This is a genomic window from Bacillus sp. T-10(2022) (genome assembly GCF_056502895.1).
The window spans coordinates 209,753-232,395 of the sequence record NZ_CP113518.1 but is presented as its reverse complement, the minus strand read 5'-3'; the positions used below and the strand labels follow the sequence as shown (position 1 = coordinate 232,395).

Annotated in this window: 20 protein-coding genes; 9 read left to right on the top strand and 11 right to left on the bottom strand. The window is 41.7% G+C overall.

The window, feature by feature from the left end:
• Positions 1–41: 41 nt before the first annotated feature.
• From OSJ91_RS01255 to OSJ91_RS01240, 4 genes are read left to right on the top strand one after another with little or no spacing between them, the layout of a single operon-like run.
• A complete protein-coding gene (locus OSJ91_RS01255) occupies positions 42–1,016 on the top strand; it encodes an iron-hydroxamate ABC transporter substrate-binding protein (protein WP_485890850.1) in 975 nt (324 codons plus the stop codon).
• A 22-nt stretch (positions 1,017–1,038) separates the two neighbouring features.
• Entirely contained in the window at positions 1,039–2,046 is a 1,008-nt protein-coding gene (locus tag OSJ91_RS01250) for a FecCD family ABC transporter permease (RefSeq protein ID WP_350300923.1), read from the top strand.
• A complete protein-coding gene (locus OSJ91_RS01245) occupies positions 2,039–3,061 on the top strand; it encodes a FecCD family ABC transporter permease (protein WP_485890849.1) in 1,023 nt (340 codons plus the stop codon). The genes OSJ91_RS01250 and OSJ91_RS01245 overlap by 8 nt, the downstream gene beginning before the upstream one ends.
• 15 nt (positions 3,062–3,076) lie before the next feature.
• Positions 3,077–3,898, top strand: a complete 822-nt coding sequence (locus OSJ91_RS01240; protein WP_350300921.1) for an ABC transporter ATP-binding protein — start codon at positions 3,077–3,079, stop codon at positions 3,896–3,898.
• 56 nt (positions 3,899–3,954) lie between these two features.
• On the opposite strand, the gene nagE is transcribed toward OSJ91_RS01240, so the two are convergent.
• On the bottom strand, positions 3,955–5,865 hold the full coding sequence (gene nagE, locus OSJ91_RS01235) for an N-acetylglucosamine-specific PTS transporter subunit IIBC (RefSeq protein WP_485890848.1): 1,911 nt from the start codon (positions 5,863–5,865) through the stop codon (positions 3,955–3,957).
• Positions 5,866–6,165: 300 nt separating this feature from the next.
• Here nagE and nagA point away from each other — a divergent pair, with 300 nt between their 5' ends.
• From nagA to OSJ91_RS01215, 4 genes are read left to right on the top strand one after another with little or no spacing between them, the layout of a single operon-like run.
• Positions 6,166–7,344, top strand: coding sequence for an N-acetylglucosamine-6-phosphate deacetylase (gene nagA, locus OSJ91_RS01230; protein ID WP_350300919.1), 1,179 nt, complete (start codon positions 6,166–6,168; stop codon positions 7,342–7,344).
• Positions 7,344–8,078, top strand: a complete 735-nt coding sequence (gene nagB / locus OSJ91_RS01225) for a glucosamine-6-phosphate deaminase (protein WP_413020180.1) — start codon at positions 7,344–7,346, stop codon at positions 8,076–8,078. The genes nagA and nagB overlap by 1 nt, the downstream gene beginning before the upstream one ends.
• A 14-nt stretch (positions 8,079–8,092) precedes the next feature.
• Positions 8,093–8,815 carry a GntR family transcriptional regulator gene (locus OSJ91_RS01220; protein WP_350300917.1) on the top strand — a complete coding sequence of 241 codons (723 nt, stop codon included), beginning with the start codon at positions 8,093–8,095 and terminating at the stop codon, positions 8,813–8,815.
• Between the two features lie 34 nt (positions 8,816–8,849).
• The gene (locus tag OSJ91_RS01215; protein ID WP_485890847.1) at positions 8,850–9,572 is read left to right on the top strand and encodes an SIS domain-containing protein; all 723 of its coding nucleotides are present in this window, start codon (positions 8,850–8,852) and stop codon (positions 9,570–9,572) included.
• Between the two features lie 499 nt (positions 9,573–10,071).
• Here the strand turns inward: OSJ91_RS01215 and OSJ91_RS01210 are convergent, their stop codons facing one another.
• Together OSJ91_RS01210 and OSJ91_RS01205 are read right to left on the bottom strand one after the other, a co-directional pair.
• Positions 10,072–13,188, bottom strand: coding sequence for an MMPL family transporter (locus OSJ91_RS01210; RefSeq protein ID WP_485890846.1), 3,117 nt, complete (start codon positions 13,186–13,188; stop codon positions 10,072–10,074).
• A complete protein-coding gene (locus OSJ91_RS01205) occupies positions 13,188–13,652 on the bottom strand; it encodes a MarR family winged helix-turn-helix transcriptional regulator (RefSeq protein ID WP_350300914.1) in 465 nt (154 codons plus the stop codon). Before OSJ91_RS01205 ends, OSJ91_RS01210 begins: the two co-directional genes overlap by 1 nt.
• Before the next feature lie 169 nt (positions 13,653–13,821).
• Between OSJ91_RS01205 and OSJ91_RS01200 the strand changes: the two genes are divergently transcribed.
• The gene (locus OSJ91_RS01200) at positions 13,822–14,346 is read left to right on the top strand and encodes a YtxH domain-containing protein (RefSeq protein WP_350300913.1); all 525 of its coding nucleotides are present in this window, start codon (positions 13,822–13,824) and stop codon (positions 14,344–14,346) included.
• A 327-nt stretch (positions 14,347–14,673) separates the two neighbouring features.
• On the opposite strand, the gene OSJ91_RS01195 is transcribed toward OSJ91_RS01200, so the two are convergent.
• From OSJ91_RS01195 to OSJ91_RS01160, 8 genes are all read right to left on the bottom strand, one after another.
• A complete protein-coding gene (locus tag OSJ91_RS01195; RefSeq protein ID WP_485890845.1) occupies positions 14,674–15,564 on the bottom strand; it encodes a peptidylprolyl isomerase in 891 nt (296 codons plus the stop codon).
• A 421-nt stretch (positions 15,565–15,985) separates the two neighbouring features.
• The gene (locus OSJ91_RS01190) at positions 15,986–17,059 is read right to left on the bottom strand and encodes an ABC transporter substrate-binding protein (RefSeq protein WP_485890844.1); all 1,074 of its coding nucleotides are present in this window, start codon (positions 17,057–17,059) and stop codon (positions 15,986–15,988) included.
• Positions 17,056–17,859 (bottom strand): ABC transporter permease, encoded by an 804-nt coding sequence (locus tag OSJ91_RS01185; protein ID WP_350300910.1) that lies wholly within the window; start codon positions 17,857–17,859, stop codon positions 17,056–17,058. The genes OSJ91_RS01190 and OSJ91_RS01185 overlap by 4 nt, the downstream gene beginning before the upstream one ends.
• 1 nt (position 17,860) lies before the next feature.
• Complete coding sequence (locus OSJ91_RS01180) at positions 17,861–18,664, bottom strand: ABC transporter permease (RefSeq protein ID WP_063236153.1); 804 nt, start codon at positions 18,662–18,664, stop codon at positions 17,861–17,863.
• Positions 18,654–19,763, bottom strand: coding sequence for an ABC transporter ATP-binding protein (locus OSJ91_RS01175; protein ID WP_137017540.1), 1,110 nt, complete (start codon positions 19,761–19,763; stop codon positions 18,654–18,656). The genes OSJ91_RS01180 and OSJ91_RS01175 overlap by 11 nt, the downstream gene beginning before the upstream one ends.
• Before the next feature lie 66 nt (positions 19,764–19,829).
• On the bottom strand, positions 19,830–20,372 hold the full coding sequence (locus OSJ91_RS01170) for a helix-turn-helix domain-containing protein (protein WP_137017539.1): 543 nt from the start codon (positions 20,370–20,372) through the stop codon (positions 19,830–19,832).
• Between the two features lie 170 nt (positions 20,373–20,542).
• Positions 20,543–21,928: a protoporphyrinogen oxidase gene (locus OSJ91_RS01165; protein ID WP_485890843.1), complete on the bottom strand. Its 1,386-nt coding sequence runs from the start codon at positions 21,926–21,928 to the stop codon at positions 20,543–20,545.
• A 182-nt stretch (positions 21,929–22,110) separates the two neighbouring features.
• Positions 22,111–22,623, bottom strand: coding sequence for a GNAT family N-acetyltransferase (locus tag OSJ91_RS01160; protein ID WP_485890842.1), 513 nt, complete (start codon positions 22,621–22,623; stop codon positions 22,111–22,113).
• Positions 22,624–22,643: the final 20 nt, after the last annotated feature.

The window sequence follows — 22,643 nt, the reverse complement described above, 5'->3', positions numbered from 1 at the left end:
GATAAATGACATTTAATATATTCAAAAAGGGGAATCAACTAATGAAAAAGCAATTATTCGTACTTGGAATGGCAACAGTATTCAGTTTAGGACTTGGCGCTTGCGGTAATGCCGAAAAGACTTCCGAGGATGCTTCACAGAAGAGCAAAGTGACAGATACGGCGAAAAAAGAAGCAAAGACCCAAACCATCACGTATCTGGATAAGGAGTATACAATCCCAGCCAAAGTCACCAGTATCGCCACTGCTAGTTTGGAATCAATGGAGGATGCAGCCATATTGGGGATTAAACCTTCTGGTGTCGTTACTGTAGGTGGAGAAATACCTGAATATTTGGCTAATGACCTCGAAGGTGCTAAATCGATCGGTGAAAAAATGCAGCCGAACTATGAAACACTTCTTGGGATGAAACCTGATGTGATCATGTGGTCTTCTAAATCTCCAGCTAATGTGACGGAACAATTGGAAAAAGTGGCGCCAACATTCCCATATTCACATATTTCGACAAATTGGGAAGACAACCTGCGGTTAATGGCCAGCCTTACAGGTAAAAAAGATGAAGCCGAAAAAATCATCACAACCTATTATGATGACGCCGCAAAAGCAAAACTCGAACTCGGTGAAAAGCTGAAGGATAAAAAGGCATTAGTGGTGAGAATCCGGAACGGCAGCCTATTCCTATATCCTGAAGATGTGTATTTCAACCCAGTAATCTATAAAGATCTAGGCTTGACCGTCCCTGAAGAAATCAAGCCAATTAAAGCACAAGAAATGATTTCATTAGAAAAATTTGCAGAACTTGACCCAGATTATGTCTTCTTGCAATTCTCGGAAAGTGAAAATGCACAAAAACCGGAAGCGTTAAAAGATTTGGAAAACAACTCCATTTGGAAGAGCATCACGGCAGTAAAAGAAAATAAGGTGTTTGTAAACTCGGTTGATCCTCTTGCTCAAGGTGGAACGGCTTGGAGTAAAACAGCTTTCCTGAAGGCTGCAACGGAAGAATTAGCTAAATAAACAGTAAGGTGCGTTGATTGATATGGCAAAAACAAATTCATTACCAATAATAATTCTTTGTATGGCACCTTTATTGATTTGCTTCTCCATCGTATTATCGATTTTATATGGTGCCAAAAATATAGATTCCATAACGGTATGGAATGCCATTTTCCACTATGACTCTAGTAACGTTGACCATACGATCATTATGGCTTCTCGCTTGCCTAGAGTTTTGGGTGCCCTTCTCGTCGGGGCATTTTTAGCCATATCAGGAGCACTCATGCAGGGGATGACAAGAAATTATCTTGCATCCCCTTCAATCATGGGAGTGACGGATGGCTCTGCGTTCGTGATTACACTTTGTATGGTATTTACTCCAGGTATGTCTTCATTCCAAATGATCCTCTTTTCAATGTTAGGTTCTGCATTGGGAGCCGGAATTGTCTTTGGTTTTGGGTCGCTGCTTCCTAATGGATTATCACCCGTTCGATTAGCCATAATCGGAACTGTGATCGGGACATTTTTAAGCAGTATTTCTGCTGCCATAGCATCCTATTTCCAAATTTCCCAGAATGTAAGTTTTTGGTACAACTCGAGGTTGCACCAGATCGACCCCAATGTACTAAAATTGGCGATACCGTGTGGAATGGTGGGAATCATCCTCGCCCTATTCATCTCAAAATCCATTACGATATTATCTTTAGGCGAAGAAATTTCCATCAATTTAGGTCAGCGCACAAAAATAGTAAAAGCTGTGGCCCTCCTTTCCGTCATTTGCTTAACGGGAATCGCAGTGGCGCTTGTAGGGAAAATCGGTTTTGTTGGACTTATCATCCCCCACATCACCCGGTTTTTAATTGGGATCGATTATAAATGGATCGTTCCATGTGCAGGGGTAATCGGTGCGGTTTTTCTAGCTTTGTGCGATGTCTTGAGCCGGTTTGTTAATTATCCATTCGAAACCCCCATAGGAGTCGTTACTTCCCTGATCGGCATTCCTTTCTTCCTGTACTTAATAAGAACGAGAGGAGGAGAAAAGAATGGATAAGAATACTCGGTGGCGCTTCACCATCACGATGACCATCATTTTATGTTTAATCGTTATTACAAGTTATTTTAGTTTGATATCCGGTACATTCGACATGACCGTCAAAGCTGTCCTTCAGACCTTATTCAGGGTGGATCCAGTTTCCGATTTTGATTTGGTCATCTTCGATTTCAGGCTCCCCCGCATTGTGATCGCCGGTTTGGTAGGAGTGAGCTTAGGAATTGCTGGGACTGTCATTCAAGGGGTTACGAAAAATGGCTTGGCCGATTCCGGTATTCTCGGTATTAATGCCGGTGCTGGGACAGCCATTGTCATTTTCATGTTTTTCTATCAAGGTCAAAACAGCGGCTCGGACTGGTTCTCCATTATGAGTTTTCCGCTATTCGGTTTGGTGGGCGGGCTTTTGGCAGCCCTATTGATTTTCCTTTTCTCTTGGAAGAACGGCACCCTGGACATGGGCCGCCTTTTACTGACCGGAATCGCCATAGGCTCGGCATTTGGTGCCCTTTCCTTATATTTATCATTAAAAATGAAATCAACCGATTTTGAAATGGCAACGGTTTGGCTCTCAGGAACGATATATGATGCGAACTGGAAATACATCGCATCCATGTTACCATGGATGATGGTCCTGATTCCGATTATTAAGAAAAAGGCGTATTTACTAGATTTGTATCAGTTGGAAGAATCGAGTGTTAAAAGTTTGGGGGTTTCTGTAGAAAAGGAAACGATCATCCTTTTACTCTGCAGCATCGGATTGGTGGGCGCCTCCGTTTCCGTATCGGGAAATATCGGATTCGTAGGTTTAATGGCTCCCCACATAGCGAAGCACCTTGTAGGTATCCATCACAATCAGGTCATCCCAGTATCGGGAGCAATTGGTGCACTGCTGGTGATTGCATCCGATTTTATCGCAAAAACCGTTTTTGCACCCGCTGAATTGCCAGTCGGGATCGTCATCTCAATTATTGGTGTCCCATATTTTCTTTATTTACTAATTAAAGCTAAAGCGTAGAAGGAGAGATGATCAGTGAGTATTCTCCGTATGGAAAATCTAGAAACGAATTACGAGAAATTCACGGTGTTCAAAGACTTGAACTTGGAAATAAAAGAAGGCCTGGTCACTACCATCATTGGTCCTAATGGCTGTGGTAAATCCACATTACTGAAAACGATAGGCCGCATTCTAAAACAAAAGAGCGGAAGCGTTTTTTTACAAGGTCAGGATTTACATAAGATCCATACGAAGCAAATTGCCAAGCACTTGGCACTACTTCCCCAAAACCCGGTTGCACCAGCCCAATTGAAGGTAGAGGAGCTTATTTCATATGGAAGGTATCCGCACCGCAATAATGTAAATAAATTAACGAAAGAAGATAAAGAAACGATTGAATGGGCCATGGATATCACCAAAACCCTTTCATTTAGAAACCGGGAGATCACAAATCTTTCCGGTGGTCAAAGACAAAAAGTTTGGCTAGCAATGGCTTTAGCACAGAAAACGGAGATTTTATTATTGGATGAGCCGACCACCTACCTTGATATGGCTCATCAACTAGAGGTTTTGCAAATAGTTGATAAACTTAATAAAGAACAAAAAATAACAACTGTCATGGTGCTGCATGATATTAACCATGCGTCCCGGTTTTCACATGAAATCATAACGATGAAGGAAGGAGAAATCGTTAAAATCGGTACCCCCAGCGAAATCATTACACCTCCCGTTTTAGAAGAAGTCTTTCGTATTCATGCAAGGGTTATGATAGATCCTGCCAATGGGGCACCCGTTTGTTTTGGTTATGACAATTTATCACAGCAAGAAGTATATAAAGAAGCCGTTTTATCCAAATAAAGATGCAGCATAAAAAAGGGATGTCGACATTGTCGACATCCCTTTTTTGACACGTTTTATAGTTTTTCCAACTGGATGATATCTGGTGTATTTTGTTTCTGGATCCCTGACTTTTGCAATTTCACTGCCGTTCCTTCAGGTAAGTTAGTGAATATAATAGGAGTGACCGTTGATGGGGCATTCCGTTTTATGAAATCTAAATCAATTTCCAAAAGAGGTGTTCCTTTTGTTATTCTTTGACCTTCTTGCACAAGAGATGTAAACCCTTCTCCATTTAATTTAACTGTATCTAAACCAACATGGATCAGAATTTCCAGAGCATTATCCATTTTCAATCCCAGTGCATGATTTGTCGGGAAGATACTTAGCACTTCCCCATCGATTGGAGATACTAGTTTTCCGTTGACTGGCTCGATAGCAAAGCCATCCCCCATCATTTTCATGGCAAACACTTGATCGGGAACTTGTTCTATCGGTAAAACGGTTCCTTCAATTGGAAGGACAAAGTCATTTGCACCCAAAGCTTGGTTTTCCTCTACTATATCCTCTGCCACTTGTGCAGATGGAGCTGCTTTCACTTGGCTTGGGTCGACGCCATTCTTGACAAGTTGTTTCATTGCATTTGCAACGAATTCAACATTCGTTCCAACAATGACCTGCACACTCGATTTATTCAACTTCATGACACCGCGCGCACCATGCCGTTTTAAGGCTGCTTCATTCACATTACCTGAATCGGCCACTTGTAAACGCAAGCGTGTTGCACAGTTATCAATTAGCTTTATATTCTCTTTACCGCCAAGATCTTGAATGAAAAGCGATCCCATATCGGTATATTTATCCCCTGTTTTCACAATAGTTTCTTCTTCCACTTCTTCCTCATCGTCTTCACGGCCAGGTGTTTTTAAATCCATGATCTTGATGACAAAATAGAAAATCACGAAGTAAACTGCCGCGTATACCAATCCAATCGGTATTAACCATAGCGGTTTTTGCGCAATACCAAAGTTCAAGAAATAATCAATCGCTCCTGCGGAGAATCCAAAACCATGATGGATATCCAATATAACAGCAAGTGCCAGCGAGACCCCTGTTAAAAGGGCATGTATTACATATAGCACCGGTGCGATGAACATGAACAGAAATTCAATCGGTTCAGTGATTCCTGTAAGGAAAGAAGTGAAAGCTAACCCAACAAGCATCCCCGTCACCAATTTACGTTTCTCTTTCTTAGCAGCTGCTATCATCGCTAATGCCGCAGCTGGAAGACCGAACATCATGATCGGGAAAAAGCCGGTCATGAAGGGCCCAGCAGTCGGGTCCCCTGCGAAGAAACGATTTATATCACCTGTCGCTCCATTGTACTCACCAAAGACGAACCAAACCATACTATTCAAGACATGATGCAGTCCTACTGGAAGCAATAAGCGATTCAATACGCCGAATACGCCGGCACCCAATGCCCCTGCACCTGTAATCCAGTCTCCAACACTATTGATTACGTCTTGAATCGGCGGCCAAACAAAACCGAATATTGCCGCAAGTATAATCATCGCAAGCGAAGTGATGATCGGGACGAATCGTTTCCCTGAAAAGAATCCAAGCCATTCAGGGAGTCTTATGTCGGAGTATCTATTATATAGAAGAGCGGCAACTATACCGGATATAATACCGCCTAAAACAGCCATGTTGATATCTTTATTAATCGCTTGTGTACCATTCGTTAAAACAAAGTAACCAACAAGACCTGCCAATGCCGCTGCACCGCTTCCATCTTTGGATAATCCAATCGCTATACCTAAAGCGAACAATATGGCAAGATTATCAAAAATAGCTTGTCCCGAGGCAGCCATAAAAGGAATATTAAGTAAATCCGGTTGCCCTAAACGAAGCAATAAAGCCGCTGCTGGCAAAACAGCAATCGGTAACATTAAAGCCTTACCTATCTTTTGTAAAAAATTTAACATCGAACTCATCTCCCTTGTTCCTAACTTCTTTTGATTCAGCAGAACGAAAAGACGTATAAAGCGTTTTCATTTTATCAATATAATAACTTTTCTTTGGCTTATACTAGCACAGAAAATATATAGATGTCTATACCAATTCACTTAAAAATATACTATATTCTTCGAAAATAAAGCGAAAAATGCTTTTTTATTCCTGATACACCCTAACTGGTCTAGACAACTTTTAATAAAAACGATAAAATGAGGGCAAAATATATGAGACTCATTCATTAAGTTTTACTTTCATAAAGGAGATTATGTATGAAAACATTCATTATTAATAATCTAATAGTTCATAGCGAAAAGGAAACATACAAAAATGGGTATATTAAAGTCGTGGATGGAAAAATTACCGAAGTTGGTCCAGTCAGCCAATACAAACAGGACGATGATGCCAAGGTAATTACTCTTTCACCGGATTATCAGGTAATTCCCGGTGCAATCGACATCCACATTCACGGAGCATCCAATTCTGATGCAATGGATGCCACACATGAAGCATTATCCACAATGGCAGAGACTCTTCCCAAAGAAGGAACCACCAGCTTTCTGGCCACTACAATGACTCAATCTACCGAAGCCATTGAATCAGCACTTCTTAATGCTGGTAAATATATCGAAAATCAATCTCAAGAACACGCTGAAATAATTGGAATCCATTTAGAAGGTCCTTTCATTTCACCGGTCCGTAAAGGAGCACAGCCTGAAGAGCATATCGTTGACCCTGATGTCACTCTATTTAAAAGGTGGCAGAAAATGGCAGAAAATCAAATCAAGCTTGTAACGCTTGCTCCTGAACAACCAAACGGATTAGATCTTGCCGCTCACTTAAAGGCAACTGGCGTCGTCGCTTCCATTGGACACTCAGATGCAACATATGACCAAATCGATGAAGCAATCCAAGCAGGGACTACCCACGTTACACATCTTTATAATGGGATGCGGGGACTCCATCACCGTGAACCTGGTGTTTTGGGAGCTGCTTATCTTCGAGACGAGCTATATGTTGAACTTATCGCTGACGGCATTCACTGCAGGCCGGAAATGATCAAACTGGCATATAACCAAATTACCAGCGAACGCATGATCTTGATAACGGACTCACTTCGTGCCAAATGGCTTGAAAAGGGAACCTATGATTTAGGTGGTCAGCCTGTTAATGTTGACGAAACGAGAGCAACGCTTTCAGATGGTACACTAGCCGGCAGTATCTTGAAAATGAACGATGCCATCAAGAACACAATGGAATATACCGATTGTTCCATGACTGACATTATAAAAATGACGGCGGAAAACCCTGCCAAACAGCTTCGGATTTTTGACAGAAAAGGAAGCATCCAGGTCGGCAAAGACGCCGATCTTGTAATATTGAATGACCGCTTGGACGTTGAAATGACGTTCTGCAGAGGAAATTTAGCTTTTAAAAAGGAGAATGTATAATGAATATCATACAAGTGCAGGACTACATGGAAATGAGCCGGACAGCCGCAGAAATAGTGATCGGAAAAGTGAAAGGAAATCCAAATATCAAATTGGGCCTTGCAACAGGCGGTACCCCTAAAGGAATGTACGATAATTTGATTGAAGATCACGTGCGTAATCATACTTCTTACGAAAATGTAACGTCTTTTAATCTTGACGAGTATATCGGCTTAAAACCAAATGATCCAAACAGCTACCATTATTATATGGATGACTCCTTATTCAATCACATCAATATAAATAAAGAGAGCACTCACCTGCCAAACGGCACAGCAGATGACACCAACGGAGAATGTAAACGATATGATGAAATGATTGATTCCGCGGGAGGGATTGATCTTCAGATACTTGGCATTGGGCAAAATGGCCATATTGGTTTTAATGAACCCGGAACTTCCTTCACATCCGGTACACATGTCGTGACACTCGAAGAATCCACGCGTCAAGCGAATGCACGTTATTTCGATTCCATAGACGAAGTTCCTACACATGCCGTTACGATGGGCATTTCAACAATCATGAAAAGCAAAGAAATTCTGTTGCTGATATCTGGTGAAGAAAAAGCCGAAACACTGAAGAAATTGATACACGGTGACATTTCAGAGGAATTCCCTGCTTCTATCCTAAAAAAACATAATAATGTTACAATTATCGCAGACCAAAAAGCATTATCCGGTGTGATAATACCCTAAAGGAGCGAAAGTCGATGATTGATAAAAACTCACCTCTTCCGATTTATTTTCAAATCGAAGAACAAATAAAAAAACAAATAGAAAACGGTGAGTTCCAAGCGCACGATGCCCTTCCATCTGAACGTGAATATGCCGAGCAATTCGGAATTAGCCGGATGACAGTCCGGCAAGCCATAAATAATTTGGTGAATGACGGATACTTATACCGTCAAAAAGGAAGGGGAACCTTTGTCGCCGATAAGAAGTTGGAGCAGCAGCTCAATGGGTTGACCAGTTTTACCGAGGACATGAAAGCCAGGGGATTGAATCCAAGCAGTAAGCTGCTGAGCTTTGAAATCATTCCGGCTGATAAGAAGATTGCCAGTGAATTGCACATTTCCCTTTATGCTCCCGTTTATGAAATAAAACGCATTCGGTTGGCTGATGATGTTCCAATGGCGCTCGAGACCGTGTACATGTCTGCCAATTTAATTAAAGGATTAACGGAAGAAATCATTAACCTTTCTCTTTACCAATATGTGGAGAACTACGTTAAACTTAAAATAGACTATGCTACACAAACGTTGGAATCATCGATTGCTTCTGAATTAGAAGTCACCCATTTAGCGATTCCAAAGCACTCACCCATATTATTCATTCAAAGGCATACGTTCCTAATAGATGGAACTCCCCTTGAATATGTTAAATCGGCTTATCGTGCGGACAGGTACAAGTTCAGTATTAATATAAGCAGATAAAATTGAATATTTTCAACCGGAGGGTGTCACATATATGAACTCATACTTTGAAGAAGTACAGGCTTTACTCACAATTGTGGAAGAACAGGAAAAGCAATCAATTAAGGAATCTGTGGAACATATCACAAAAGCAGTGATGTCAGATGGAATCATCCATCTATTCGGAAGCGGACACTCTCATATTTTGACCGAAGAGGTATTCTACCGGGCAGGTGGGTTAGCCGCAATTCGTCCTATTTTCGTTGAAGATTTGATGCTTTTTAAGGGTGCATCAAGATCATCCCAACTTGAACGGCAAAATGACCTATCAGAAAAATTCATGCATGCGGAGGATATCCGTCCTGGTGATGTCTGTATCGTCATTTCATCATCCGGCGTAAATCCCGTTCCCATAGATGTCGCCACTATCGCCAAAGAAAAAGGGGCCTTCGTCATTGGACTAACATCACCGGAGTATGCAAAAAGTTGTTCTTCACGGCATAAACAGAAGCATTATCTCCACGATGTCGTTGATTTGGTCATAGACAATCATATTGCCAAAGGTGACACATTACTGAAATCAAATAATATACCTTTTGGTTCTGGATCGACTGTGGTCGGGTCCGTTCTCCTCAATATGATTTTCACGCAAGTCATCCAAACGATTATTGAATCAGGAGAGACCCCTCCCGTATTCCTAAGCAGTAATATCGAAGGGGCAGATGAACACAATCAAAAGATCATCGCGAAATATAAAACAAGAATCCCCCAATTATGAATCGATTTAGCCAAAAAGGAATACATAATTAAAGAAGGCATCCATTCGGATGCCTTCTTACTGCAGACAAACTCGAGGAAAAGCGAGTTTGTCTGCAGTTTTTTTATTTGAATATGTTTAGTTGATTTCAGCCGGAGCCCAGTTATTCGTCATCGGAGCTTTTTTTCGACCGTTCACGATTTTATTCGACCTACCACGCACTTTATTCGACCGTTCACGATTTTATTCGACCTATCCCGCACTTTATTCGACCGTTCACGATTTTATTCGACCTGCCACGCACTTTATTCGACCGTTCACGGTTTTATTCGACCTACCACGCACTTTATTCGACCGTTCACGGTTTTATTCGACCTACCACGCACTTTATTCGACCGTTCACGATTTTATTCGACCTGCCACGCACTTTATTCGATCTAGGGAGGTTCCATCCATTCAAGAACCCCCATTCAGTCGAAAAACTGAAGGCATCCATGCGGATGCCTTCTTTAATCTAAGTTTATTCCTTATTTTTCAAAAACGGCCACCAATTCGCGTTTCCGAACGTCGCAACCATAACCGGGATAAACAATGGCAATATGACAAACGCATATAAAGCAAGCCCCACCAATATTAAAGTGGCTATCTCCAAGAGCGATAAAACTCCTGCTGGCATCATGGCAGCAAAGGTTCCGCCCAGAATGACAGCCGCCGAGATGATCACCGTTCCCATTTTTCTCATGGACAGTAACATCGCTTCCTTGACCGGTTTATCTTTCCATTCGTTAAAGCGATCCATCAAGAAAATGCTATAGTCAATGCCAAGAGCAATCAAGATGACGAAAGCAAAGAAAGGAACTGCCCAGCCGATGCCGGCGTAACCGAGAATATTAACAAAAATCAACTCGGTAATGGCTGCCGCTGTATAATAAGTCAAAACGAGCGACACAATCAAATAGACCGGCATGACCAGGGATCGCAGCATGAAAAAGAGAATGATTGCGATACCCGACAGCATCAAAACAACCGTCCGTGAGAAATCCTCCCCAGACATCATGCCCAAGTCATGATGTGTACTTGTGATTCCCCCTATCGCCACTTGCGCATTTTCTAGCTTTGTATCTTTCGTTACTCTTTCAACGGTTGCCTCAATCGAATCGATTTGCTCGATCGCTTCATTGGAATATGGATTCGCCTTGAACACCACATCCATGGTCATGGTTTTACCGTCTTCAGATAAATACGCATTCAATACTTCCCCGAATTCTTCGCTTTCGACTACTTCTTTGGAAATGTACATGCCTGTTACCGTTTTATCAGTTTTTGCCAGCCCTGATAAATAACCCTGTGCGGACGATAGTCCATCATGGACTTCATTCAGACCATTCGCACTTTCATTTAAGCCATCCGTCAAATCAGTAAGTTGTCCGCCGAGGCTTGAAAAACCATTTAGGAGTTCTTGCTGCCCATTACTTAAGCTGGTAAGCCCTCCTTTAAATCCTGACAGATTATTTATGACTTCCCCCTGACCATTGGCCATCGTGCTTAGACCTTTTTTTAAAGTGTCAACACCTGAAATCAATTGGTTCAGGCCCTCTCCGAGAGAGGTTTGACCATTTACGATTTGGGCCATATTTTCGTTCGCCGTATTCAAACCGCCGGACACTGAACCAAGATTCCTATTGAGCTCGGAAAGGCCTGCTGCCATGGGCTCCAAGCCACCCTGTGCCCCTTGCACTGTTTGCTTGATCGTTTGATAGGACTGATCCGCCTGTAATTCTGGATGAGTGGCTTCCATTTGCTCAAAGGAAGGATTTAAACCAGCAAGGCTTTGTGATACGCCCGTAAGATTAGTTTGAATCTCTTTGTATCCACCTGTTAGCTCACTTAACCCATCAGCTGATTGTTTATAGCCTTCGAGGAGCTGTCCGCTTCCGGTGGCGAGCTTCTCCAAGTTTGCCTTGACCTCATTCAGTCCGTTTTTTATATCCCCAGTACCTGAAGAACCATCGCGAATGCCTGCTTCAATGCTTGTTAACGCCTTCTCCACCTGGCCTACGCCGCTCTTTAATTCATTGGTCCCGGTAATGAGACCACCTATTCCGTCCGTCGCTTGCTTCAACCGCGGTCCTGAATCTGAAAGCTCACTGCCTGCCGTTTTTAATCCATCACTGATTTGTTTAATGCCTTCATTTCCTTCCCCGATTCCCTTTTCCAAAGTTTCGGCCTGGTTCGCTACAAATAAGTCCTTAACCGGTTCACCTGTCGGGCGGGTCATGGATCGAACTACATCGACTTCATCCACCTTGACGACTTCCTGGCTGATTTTTTCAGCAAGCGCGACGTATTCTTCCGAATCCATGCGTTCGTCATTCTTTATGACAATCTGTGTTGGCATGGATTGTCCCGGTCCGAATTCATCGGAAATGATATTAAATGCCATGATGGAAGGAACATCATCACCCGCTTCTTCAAGGGAGTTATATGAAATCTTCCCATCATACATAAACAAAAAGGGAACACAGACGATTGCAACGATCATCAACGCCAACAATGGGCGGTTCATGGAGAAGTTACCGAGAATTCCCCATAGTTTACTTTCACTATGCGCAAGTTTCCCTTTTGCCGGCCAGAATAGCTTTTTGCCAAGAACCGCCATGAAAAATGGAACGATCGTATAAAGGGCGATCATTAAAATGAAAACCCCTATGGCAACGGCCGCCGCAGATTGATAGAGCTTAAAAGTTGAAAAACCGATTGCCGCAAAACCAATCATTACAGTCAGCCCACTGAAGAAGACCGTCTTACCCGCAGTTCGGTATGTCTCGACGATCGCTTCAGGCAAGGACTCCTGTGACGATAGCTCTTCCTTGAAACGGCTAAGCAGCAGGATGCAATAATCAGTCCCGATTCCAAATAAAATACCTACCAGGAATATTTGGGTGTAAGACGAAATCGGAAAGTCCCATTTATCCACCAGGAATGAGACGATGGATTGTGAACATAAATAAGTGAAACCTACCGTTACCAACGGAATGATCGGGGCCACCACTGAACGGAAGACTATCAGCAATACAGCCAGAATGAAGACAACCGTGATGCCTTCAGTTTTCTTCAGCCCTTCTTGGGAATTGGCATTAAGATCTTCATCGATCATCCAGCTGCTTGTGTAATAATGATCGACATCCACTTGCTCCAGTTCTTTATAAAGGGCATCTATCACTTCCTTAGCTTCTCGGTCCCCCTTGACCATCGTGATGGATGTCAAAACCGTTGTTTCATTCTCCGAGACCAACTGACCTTTTAGCGAGGGCTCTTTAAAATGGGTCATGACCTCTTTGATGCCAAGCTCTGCTTTATTCTTTTCAAGGTTTTGGATCGCTATCTCAATCTCTTTCAATTCCGAGGAAGACAGCTTCTTATCACCATGAAATACGAGGGCCACTTGTGACTCATCCTTATCCTGGATCTCTTTCATTAGCTCATTGGCCATCCCAGAGGAGTACTCTGCCGGTACATCCAGCTGTCCCTTATTCCGGACAAGGTCCGCCATATTCGGTGCAGCAAACAATAAACCTGCCGTAATTGCAACCCAAGCGATAATGACCAGCCATCTTCCCTTTATGATCCCCCTCATTATATTCCCTCCCATTCCTCATTCTTCATTTGAATGAAAATTTGTGAAAGCTTCTCATATGTATCAAGGAATCCTACGATCTCTTCATAATCGAATTTCGTCATGATGCTCTCTACCAACTTATGAATCTTATTTTCCGTTTCCTGTAACAATGCTTCCCCCACTTTTGAAAGCTTCAAGTGAAAGACCCTTCGGTCAACCAGGTCCTGTTCCCGTTCTATCAATCCTTTGCCTTCCAGCCTATTGATGTTGGATGTGACGGCACTCTTATTAATATAAAAGGCATCACTGATTTCCGTCGATGTACACAACCGCTGTTGTTGAATGAACCGTAAAGTATAGTATTGTTCGTTCGTCAGCACATCACAAATCTGATCTTTTATTAGAAGCTCCCCCATCTTATTGACATTGAAAGACACCTTCATATATCGATCAATCAATCCAGTAACTTTTTCATTAGTCATCGTTGCACCTCCCAAAAAGTAGTTCAGTCATTTAACTATATGTAGATTACTATTGTTTTATTTATTATGTCAATCCCATGACAGTTTATTATTTCCAGTTTAACTTATGGTAAATAAGGGAAAACCCAAAGTAAGCAAATAATCTACTATTCTAAAGGAGGAAATATAAATGACTCAATCAACTATCGAAACTCAAACGAATAGCAAACTTTTAAAAGGGATTCTAATCGGGGGGCTTGTTGGTGGTGCGTTGACCTTACTTGACTCCAACACAAGAAATAAAGTAAAGCGTTCAGCCGTCCTTTTAAAAGACAACTCCATGAATATGTTTGAACAGGTCAAGGAAAACCCTGGCGAAATGAAGGAACAGATGGTATCAGGAGTCAAAGGGGCAACCGAAACGATTAAAGAAGCAATCAGTGACGTCGAAACATTATATGAAACCGTCAATGAAGACGTGGTTGGTAAAGTATCGGAAGTAAAGGATATCTCCACTGATGCCCTTGGTACAGCGAAGGAAGCAACAAGTGAATTAAAAGACATCAGTTCAAAGGTGGTCGTTGCCGGTAAACAGCTGAAAGAAACGCCATCACAATCATTGAAATCCGATAATGATAAAGGTGAAAAAGAGAGTGATGAAATCGTTAAAAAATCTGGATTATCCAATCAAAAATCAATTTCATCCAACTTCTAATATATAAAAAAGCTGAAGCGTTATGCCTCAGCTTTTTTTTGTAGAGAAAATGGGCCCAACATATGACCCAAAGCAACACCTCTACTCCATAGGTATGGTTCGATTTAAGTTTAATAACAGAGTTGATTGGAGTGAAAGGTACGAGACTCCTGCGGGAAAAGCGCGTCTAGGGGAGACCCCGCAGGCGCAAGCCGAGGAGGCTCCACGACCGCCCGCGGAAAGCGAGTGCCTGAAGCGGAAATCAACATCCAAATCGTAGAAGCCATAATAAAAGCTGAGGCATTTTGCCTCAGCTTCTTTGTTCGTTATATCCTTCACTTGATAACCTTAGTTAGAGCCCTCCAATTTATTCGTTATCTCATGGTCTTTTTTCACTTCAGCTAACCAAACGGGATATTCCTCTTGTAATCTTTCAGAAAGAAGCGTTTCTTTAATTACATCTTTACTGTCTTCTAAATTAGCTTTTTTTGCTTCCTTCTTACCGGTTACTTTTATGATATGGTACCCATATTCGGATTTAACTGGATCACTGACTTTATTTATATCAAGATCAAAGGCAACATTTTCAAACTCCTCCACCATATCACCTTTCCCAAAATACCCTAGGCTTCCACCGTTATCCGCCGTTTCGGTATCAGTGGAATATTCAGCTGCCAATTTAGCGAAATCACCGCCATCTTCGATTTCTTTCGCAACCTTTTTAGCCGTTTTTTCGTCTTCGACTAAAATATGACTGGCTTCCACTTGTTCCGCTTGAGCAAATGTATCTTTGTTATCTTCAAAATACGTACTGATTTCTTCGTCCGTCACGGTAATTCTCGGTTCTACCAGTTTTTTCGTTTGCAGATAAACCACGATGTCCTTTTTTAAGGCTTCCATTGAAGAACCGCTTGCTTCCAATTGCTCTTTTAGCGACTTTTCATCACCATAGGACTCTACCATAACATCGATTTCTTTCTGGATTTCTTCATCCTTAATTTTAATTCCTGCTTTATCCGCTTCCAATTCAACCAATTTATTCGTAATTAACAGGTCTAAAGTATCTGCTCCGTATCCCGCAACAAGCGCGTCATACAGCTCATCCTCATTGATTTTCTCGCCATCGATACTCGCAATTGTCTTATCCATGGACGAAATCATCGCAAATGCCATGATCCCGGCAATGATTAAAATGCTCCCTGCCCAAATATATGCCTTCGTGCTTCTTAATAGTTTCATGAATACTCTCCCTTAAGTTTTCTATTATGATAGCTTGGAAATATTAATTAATCCTTAAGATTTTAGTTCCACCTTCAATATGCACTAACTCAATCATTATACTAACATACTTATATCCCTACAGATATTTTAGAGTATTTCATTCTGCTACAGATTTACATTAAAATTTTGGTTAATCATTTCAAAAAACGATATTATACCTTTATATCAACTTTTTATATAGGTAACAGAGTGCAATTCGGCTTTTACTCGTGAGTTTGGAACTATACCCGTGAGTTTCGGGCTTTTACTCGTAAGTTTGGAGATATACTCGTGAGTTTCGGGCTTTTTCTCGTGAATTTGGAGCAAATACTCGTGAAACACAGAAACGAAAAAGCATGGTGTACGGAGGGAATTCCTACACCATGCTTTTTTTTGTGTGTTATTTACGATGCATCTTGAATTCAAGGAAGAGTTCGTTGTAATGGGCTAAGTTTTTCTTCCCCAGGTTTTCGTACACTTCCAGTTTCTTCGTCAGTTCCGGCGATGGATAGAAACGTTCATCCTTCACCACTTCTTCAGGCATATATTTCAGTGCTTCTTTATTAGGTGTCGAGTAACTTACATATTCAGCGTTCTGTGCCGCAACTTTCGGGTCCAGCATGTAGTTGATGAACTGGTGAGCCGCATCGACATTTTTGGTTGTTTTCGGGATGACCATATTATCAAACCATAAATTGGACCCCTCTTTTGGAACAACGTATTCGAGATCTTCGTTTTCAGCCATGATTTCAGAAGCAACTCCCGACCAAACCAGGCCAATCGCCGCTTCCTGGGCTTCCAATAGCATGCGGCTTTCATCTCCGACGATCGCTTTAATATTCGGGGTGAGGGCATCAAGCTTTGATTTTGCCTCTTGAAGGTGTTCTTCATCTATATCATTCAATGAATAATTCAAAGAGTTCAGGCCCATGCCCATCACTTCTCTAGCTCCATCCGTCAAAAGGATTTCATTTTTTAAACCTGTATCCCATAAATCCGCCCAGGCCGTTATTTCCTTTCCACCGAGCATCTTGGAATTGTATACAATTCCAACCGTTCCCCAGAAATACGGCACGGAATATTTATTCTCCGGATCGAATGGCAGATCGATGAATCGCTCATCAATATTTTTCAAATTCGGAAGCTTGGAATGATCCAAAGGGACAAGCAAGTCTTCTTGCCTCATCTTATCGATCATATACTCAGACGGAATGGCAATATCATAAGTCGTACCGCCCTGTTCGATCTTTGTCATCATGGCCTCATTCGAATCAAATGTCTCATAAATGACCTTTATGCCCGTCTCTTCTTCAAAACGTTCGATTAGATCGGTATCGATGTAATCGCCCCAATTATAGATGGTAAGCGTATTGCTGCTCGTAAACCCCTGTGATGAATTCAATCTTGAAATCGCATATAGAAGCAAAGCCGATACGAGGGAGATGATCAAAAACATTTGGACAAGCCTTTTCATCGTTTACCCCCCATTCCCGTTTGCCTTACACGTTGAGTTATAAAGTAATAAACGACAACCAACAGCAGTGTCACGACGAACAGCAGTGTCGACAGTGCATTGATATTCAATGAAATTCCACGGCGTGCCAATGAATAGATTTCCACAGAAAGAGTGGAGAAGCCATTACCGGTCACAAAGAACGTAACCGCAAAATCATCAAGTGAATAAGTCAATGCCATAAAAAAACCAGCAAAGATACCTGGTAGGATGTATGGAAGGATGACCTTCGTCAATACATCCCACCGGCTTGCCCCTAAATCCCTTGCCGCATCAATTAAAGTAGGGCTCATTTCCTGAAGTTTCGGAAGGACCAGCAGCACAACGATCGGGATACTGAAGGCGATATGCGACAACAGTACCGAGTAGAATCCTAGCTTGATCCCGGCCATTGTGAATAAAATCAGGAAGGAAGCACCGATGATCACATCGGGACTGACAATCAATACATTATTCAATGACAATACCGTATTTTTAGCTTTACTGCTCGTAAAGGAGCGTATTCCAATTGCCCCTATCACCCCGATGATCGTTGCGATCAATGCAGATAATAAAGCAATCACAAGTGTATTCAATACAATGATCAACAGTCTCGTATCTTGGAACAGCTCCTTGTACCACTCCATCGTGAACCCTTTAAAGTCATACATCGTTCCACCGCTGTTAAAAGAGTAAAAGACTAAAAAGAAAATCGGTGCATAGAGTATGAGAAAAATCAAAACGAGAAACGCTTTTGATATTGGTGATAATTTATAGCCCAATTTACACACCCTGCTTTCGGTTACCCGTTACAAACATAATCAGGAACATTATAATAATCAAAAATACCGCAATTGTGGAACCCATTCCCCAATCCTGTGTCACAAGGAAGTGCTGCTCGATAGCCGTACCTAGCGTAATGACGCGGTTACCGGCAATCAGTCTTGTAAGCATGAACAATGAAAGTGCAGGAATGAAGACTACCTGGCATCCCGTCTTTACACCATCTAACGTCAATGGAAAAATGACTCGGCGGAATGTCATCCATCTGGACGCCCCCAAGTCATTGGCCGCATCCAGAAGAGTTGGATTCATTTTATCAAGCGCATTGAATATAGGTAAGATCATGAACGGGATGAAAATATAAACCGAAACGAATATGAAGCTGAAATCGGTAAAGAGAATCTGCTGCTTTCCGATTCCTACCGCCTCCAGAAAACCATTCGCCACACCATACGTGCCAAAGATACCAATGAAGGCATATGCCTTCAAAAGTAAATTGATCCATGAAGGTACGATAATCAGCAAAAGCCACAACTGCTTATGCTTGGTTTTCGTTAACAAATATGCTGTCGGATAAGCAACTAAAAGGGATATCCCCGTAATCAGGAACGCATACCAAAATGAGCTTAAAGTCATTTTTAAATATACTGGCGTAAAGAACTTTTGATAGTTAATCAAAGATAGATTGCCTTCAATATCAAAGAAGGAATAGTAAAGGATCAACAAAATGGGCGCGATCACGAATAAAGCAATCCATAAGACATAGGGTATGAAGTAAATATTCCGGGATATTTTATTCTTCATGACTTTCCCCATCATGATACGCTTCCAGACGCTTATCGAATTCCTCTTCAGTTTCACCCAATCGCATGACATGGATAGATTCCGGATCGAAATACAGACCTATTTCATCTCCAACTGCCACTTTTCTCGTTGATTGGACAAGCCATTCATTCCCATCATGGTCATAGCAGCTGATTTCATAATGAACTCCGCGAAATAGCTGGGAGTCCACACGAACTTGCAGTTTCCCGCGATTGACGGAAGTAATCTCTAAATCTTCCGGGCGGATGACAATATCGACAGCCTCATTACTGTTCAATCCTTGGTCGACACATTCGAACTGTCTGCCGACGAATTCCACGAGGTAATCTTCAATCATTTTTCCTTTTACAATATTGGACTCGCCGATGAAATCGGCAACGAATCGATTCAGCGGTTCATCATAAATATCCGTAGGGGTCCCGCTTTGCTGAATTTTCCCTTTGTTAAGGACAAAAATCTCATCTGACATCGCTAATGCTTCCTCTTGGTCATGAGTGACGAAGATAAACGTGATTCCAAGCCTTTGTTGCAGCTCCCGCAATTCATATTGCATTTCTGTACGCAATTTCAAATCGAGGGCAGATAGCGGTTCATCAAGAAGGATGACTTCCGGTTCATTAACGATCGCCCTGGCAATCGCCACCCGTTGCCGCTGACCGCCGGACATTTCCCTGATCTCCCGTTTTTCATAACCCTCCAAATTAACAAAGCTGAGGGCTTCCTTCACCTTTATTTCCACTTCCGAGTTTTTCATTTTTTTGATCCGAAGACCAAATGCTACATTTTCAAACACATTTAAATGCGGAAAAAGTGCATAATCTTGAAATACCGTATTCACTTGCCTTTTATTGGCTGGCACATCATTGATCTTTTTTCCTTCAAAGTAAATATCACCTTTGGAGGCTTCCGTAAATCCGGCAATCAAACGAAGGATCGTAGTCTTCCCGCATCCTGAAGGACCCAATAGCGTATAGAACTTCCCTCTCTCGATTTCAAAACTAACATTATCGAGAACTACCGTATCATCATCGAATTGCTTCGTAACCTGATCGAAGCGTATTATATTCCCGTTTGCCATAGCTCTTCCCTCTCTCCATTACCTTACTCATCAATCAACCTTCAGTGATTGCATTTGTTTTGAATTCTATAAGTATGATTCCGTCACCACGAGTAATAACTCGGAAGGACCTTCAAAATCATTGATGATTTGATGTTCATCTGAAGCATGAAAATAAATCGATTCCCCTGCCTTGACGAAATACGTATGTTTACCAAGCTTTACAATGACTCTTCCGCTTAATACATAGCCGAATGTTTCCGACAAGGATGGTTCAAATTGTTTGAACTCCCCCTTTTCTTGGAGAGTCAGTCGAATAGGTTCCATTTCCTTCTCATTCGACTCAGGCACGAGCCACTGGATTTGATACCCGCGTTCTTCATCGATGAAAAACGTTTGTGCCTCTTCTTCATACACTACCTTTTGGACCTGATCCTCTTCATCGAAGAATTGCTTCGGTGTGCAGCCAAGTACTTCTAAAATATTGAAAAGAGTTTCAATTGAAGGGGAACTAAGGTCCCTTTCCAACTGTGAAATATATCCTTTGCTTAAATCCGTTCTTTCCCCCAATTCTTCCTGGGTCAATCCTTTTTTCAAGCGAAGGTTCTTTATTTTTTTTCCAATTTGCATCACATTTACCCTCAATCGGTTTACTTATAGTAAACCCACAGTAGATAAAGTTTTATATAAGTAAACTTTCAGTTTAATTTTACGAATATCATTATACATGAAATGCCGGAAACTTCAAACGGAATTTCCGGCATGCATAAAAAAAGGACCGCCACCTGGCAGTCCCCCTTTTACAACTTCAGACATATTTCTTTTGCTTTCTTTTCCCCATCAGCAATACAGTCCGGGATTCCGACACCATTGTATGAACAGCCCGCAAGTAAAACATTCGGATAATTCTCGGAGATTTTCGCCTCCAGCGATTGAACGATTTGAGGATGTTTAATATGGTAGTTTGGCATATTTTCATGCCATTTCGTCACTTCACTCGTAATTGGATTCCCAGAAATACTTAGACTGTTTTCAATGTCGCGTAAAGCCACGGAGATTAATTCCTGGTTTGTAAGTGACCGTAATCGTTCATAGTCAGGACTTGAGCTTTTATAAAAAAGCCTTACCAAAAGCTGACTGTTTTCAGAAGTATGCTCCCATTTCCGGCTTGTCCAGGTACATGCATTGCAGATCAAATCACTATTATCACCTGCAATGAAACCTGTCCCGTCTTTAGGAAGCATGCTGTCCGGGATATCGAATCCAAGATAAACGCTAATCATCGAACTATTGATCAAACCGTCGAAGTCCTCATCCAACTCCCGATCTCCCAATAATTTCTGGGCAACAGTATGCGGTGTACTCAACACGATAAAGTCCGTTTCGAGCGTTTCACCGTTTGCCAATGAAATGATATACCCCTCATCATTTCTTCCAATTTCAGCTACACGGACCCCTTTTAAAATCTCGACCATATCGAGGCTTTCCTCAATTCGTTCAACCAATGTTGATAAGCCATTTTTAAACGAAAGGAACTTCTTATTTCCCTTGCTTTGGTATTTATGCTTATTTTCCGATAGACCGCGTATTATACTGCCATATTGATTTTTATAATCCAGCATCTCTGGCAGTGTTTTGGCAATGGTCAATTCATTTAATTTTCCTGAGTAAACACCCGAAAGGACAGGCGATATCTGCTTTTGCACCAATTCCTTGCCTAAGAAGCTTTCAAGAAATAAACCGATAGAGTCATTTTTCGTAAAGGTTTCATTTTTTGTATAAAAATCCTTTAAAGCGTCGACCTTCCCTTGGGCAGAAACCAGATCACTTTTCGCCAGCGACTCCAGGCTCATTGGTATTCCGAATAGGGCATCTTCGGGGATTCCCTTCAGCATCCCGTCTGTATGGATGAATGACTTTCCCGTCGCATTATAGACAACTTGATCCTCCAGGTTCAATTCCTTAAGAAATGGTTGTATATTTTGTTTCCTGGCGACAATCGAATCGGCACCCGCTTCAATTTTAAAAGGACCTTCGTGTACAGTCCTTATTTTACCGCCAAGTTCCTCATTTCCTTCTATTAATATCAATCGCACCGAGAGACTTCTCGCTTTAACTGTTTTTTGTAAATAATACATGGTTGATAAACCGGTAATGCCCCCACCTACGACTACGACTGTTTTCATTAGGACTACACCTCGATTAACGAATTTTACATTAAGTAAAGTGTACCATAAGGCAGCGGCATTATTAAAAGCAGCCCTTCTAAATCACTGGTTTAATAATGAAACCTGTAACAAATTGGACAAAAAAAAAGACCTCCCCTTTTGGAAAAGTCTACATGCCAACAATATTTGTAATTCATCCCTTATTCCATATCCTTGTTCAGCGTATCTAATCTGTATTCCATTATCTCCATCACCCCGCTTCTGCCTTCCTTCTGAATCCCTGAATCCTGAAACCCCGATTTTGCATAAAGAATTTTTGCAATCACGTTCATGACGTCCACTGCCAGAATGATCGAATCCTTGTTTGGAAAAATCCCTTTTGCGAATTCCGGAAGGATTTGCAACGCTTTGTTCGCAATCCCTTTGCCCTGATGTTTTTGATCAATAAGAAATCCACGGAGTAATATCGCTTTTTTATCGCTGGTGAAAGGGGCGATGTTTTCGCCAATGTGTAAAACGAAAAAGCCAACAGGGATACCATCGGCCAATATTACGATAGGGTGCCTGTCGCAATCTTCCCGGCAATATTTCAGTGACTCTTCCGGCAAAGCTGAAAAAGGGGTTTGTGTACCCGGTAAATAAAACTGGGAAAGCTGGTGAAGATGTTCCGGTAAATAAGGTGTTAAGGTGATGGTCCCGATTTCCTTTTCCATTAAGTACAGCCTCTTTCATC

Coding starts and splice junctions, on each gene's coding strand:
- OSJ91_RS01255 (WP_485890850.1), top strand. CDS start 42: ATGAAAAAGCAATTATTCGTACTTGGAATGGCAACAGTATTCAGTTTA.
- OSJ91_RS01250 (WP_350300923.1), top strand. CDS start 1,039: ATGGCAAAAACAAATTCATTACCAATAATAATTCTTTGTATGGCACCT.
- OSJ91_RS01245 (WP_485890849.1), top strand. CDS start 2,039: ATGGATAAGAATACTCGGTGGCGCTTCACCATCACGATGACCATCATT.
- nagE (WP_485890848.1), bottom strand. CDS start 5,865: ATGTTAAATTTTTTACAAAAGATAGGTAAGGCTTTAATGTTACCGATT.
- nagA (WP_350300919.1), top strand. CDS start 6,166: ATGAAAACATTCATTATTAATAATCTAATAGTTCATAGCGAAAAGGAA.
- nagB (WP_413020180.1), top strand. CDS start 7,344: ATGAATATCATACAAGTGCAGGACTACATGGAAATGAGCCGGACAGCC.
- OSJ91_RS01220 (WP_350300917.1), top strand. CDS start 8,093: ATGATTGATAAAAACTCACCTCTTCCGATTTATTTTCAAATCGAAGAA.
- OSJ91_RS01215 (WP_485890847.1), top strand. CDS start 8,850: ATGAACTCATACTTTGAAGAAGTACAGGCTTTACTCACAATTGTGGAA.
- OSJ91_RS01210 (WP_485890846.1), bottom strand. CDS start 13,188: ATGAGGGGGATCATAAAGGGAAGATGGCTGGTCATTATCGCTTGGGTT.
- OSJ91_RS01205 (WP_350300914.1), bottom strand. CDS start 13,652: ATGACTAATGAAAAAGTTACTGGATTGATTGATCGATATATGAAGGTG.
- OSJ91_RS01200 (WP_350300913.1), top strand. CDS start 13,822: ATGACTCAATCAACTATCGAAACTCAAACGAATAGCAAACTTTTAAAA.
- OSJ91_RS01195 (WP_485890845.1), bottom strand. CDS start 15,564: ATGAAACTATTAAGAAGCACGAAGGCATATATTTGGGCAGGGAGCATT.
- OSJ91_RS01190 (WP_485890844.1), bottom strand. CDS start 17,059: ATGAAAAGGCTTGTCCAAATGTTTTTGATCATCTCCCTCGTATCGGCT.
- OSJ91_RS01180 (WP_063236153.1), bottom strand. CDS start 18,664: ATGAAGAATAAAATATCCCGGAATATTTACTTCATACCCTATGTCTTA.
- OSJ91_RS01175 (WP_137017540.1), bottom strand. CDS start 19,763: ATGGCAAACGGGAATATAATACGCTTCGATCAGGTTACGAAGCAATTC.
- OSJ91_RS01170 (WP_137017539.1), bottom strand. CDS start 20,372: ATGCAAATTGGAAAAAAAATAAAGAACCTTCGCTTGAAAAAAGGATTG.
- OSJ91_RS01165 (WP_485890843.1), bottom strand. CDS start 21,928: ATGAAAACAGTCGTAGTCGTAGGTGGGGGCATTACCGGTTTATCAACC.
- OSJ91_RS01160 (WP_485890842.1), bottom strand. CDS start 22,623: ATGGAAAAGGAAATCGGGACCATCACCTTAACACCTTATTTACCGGAA.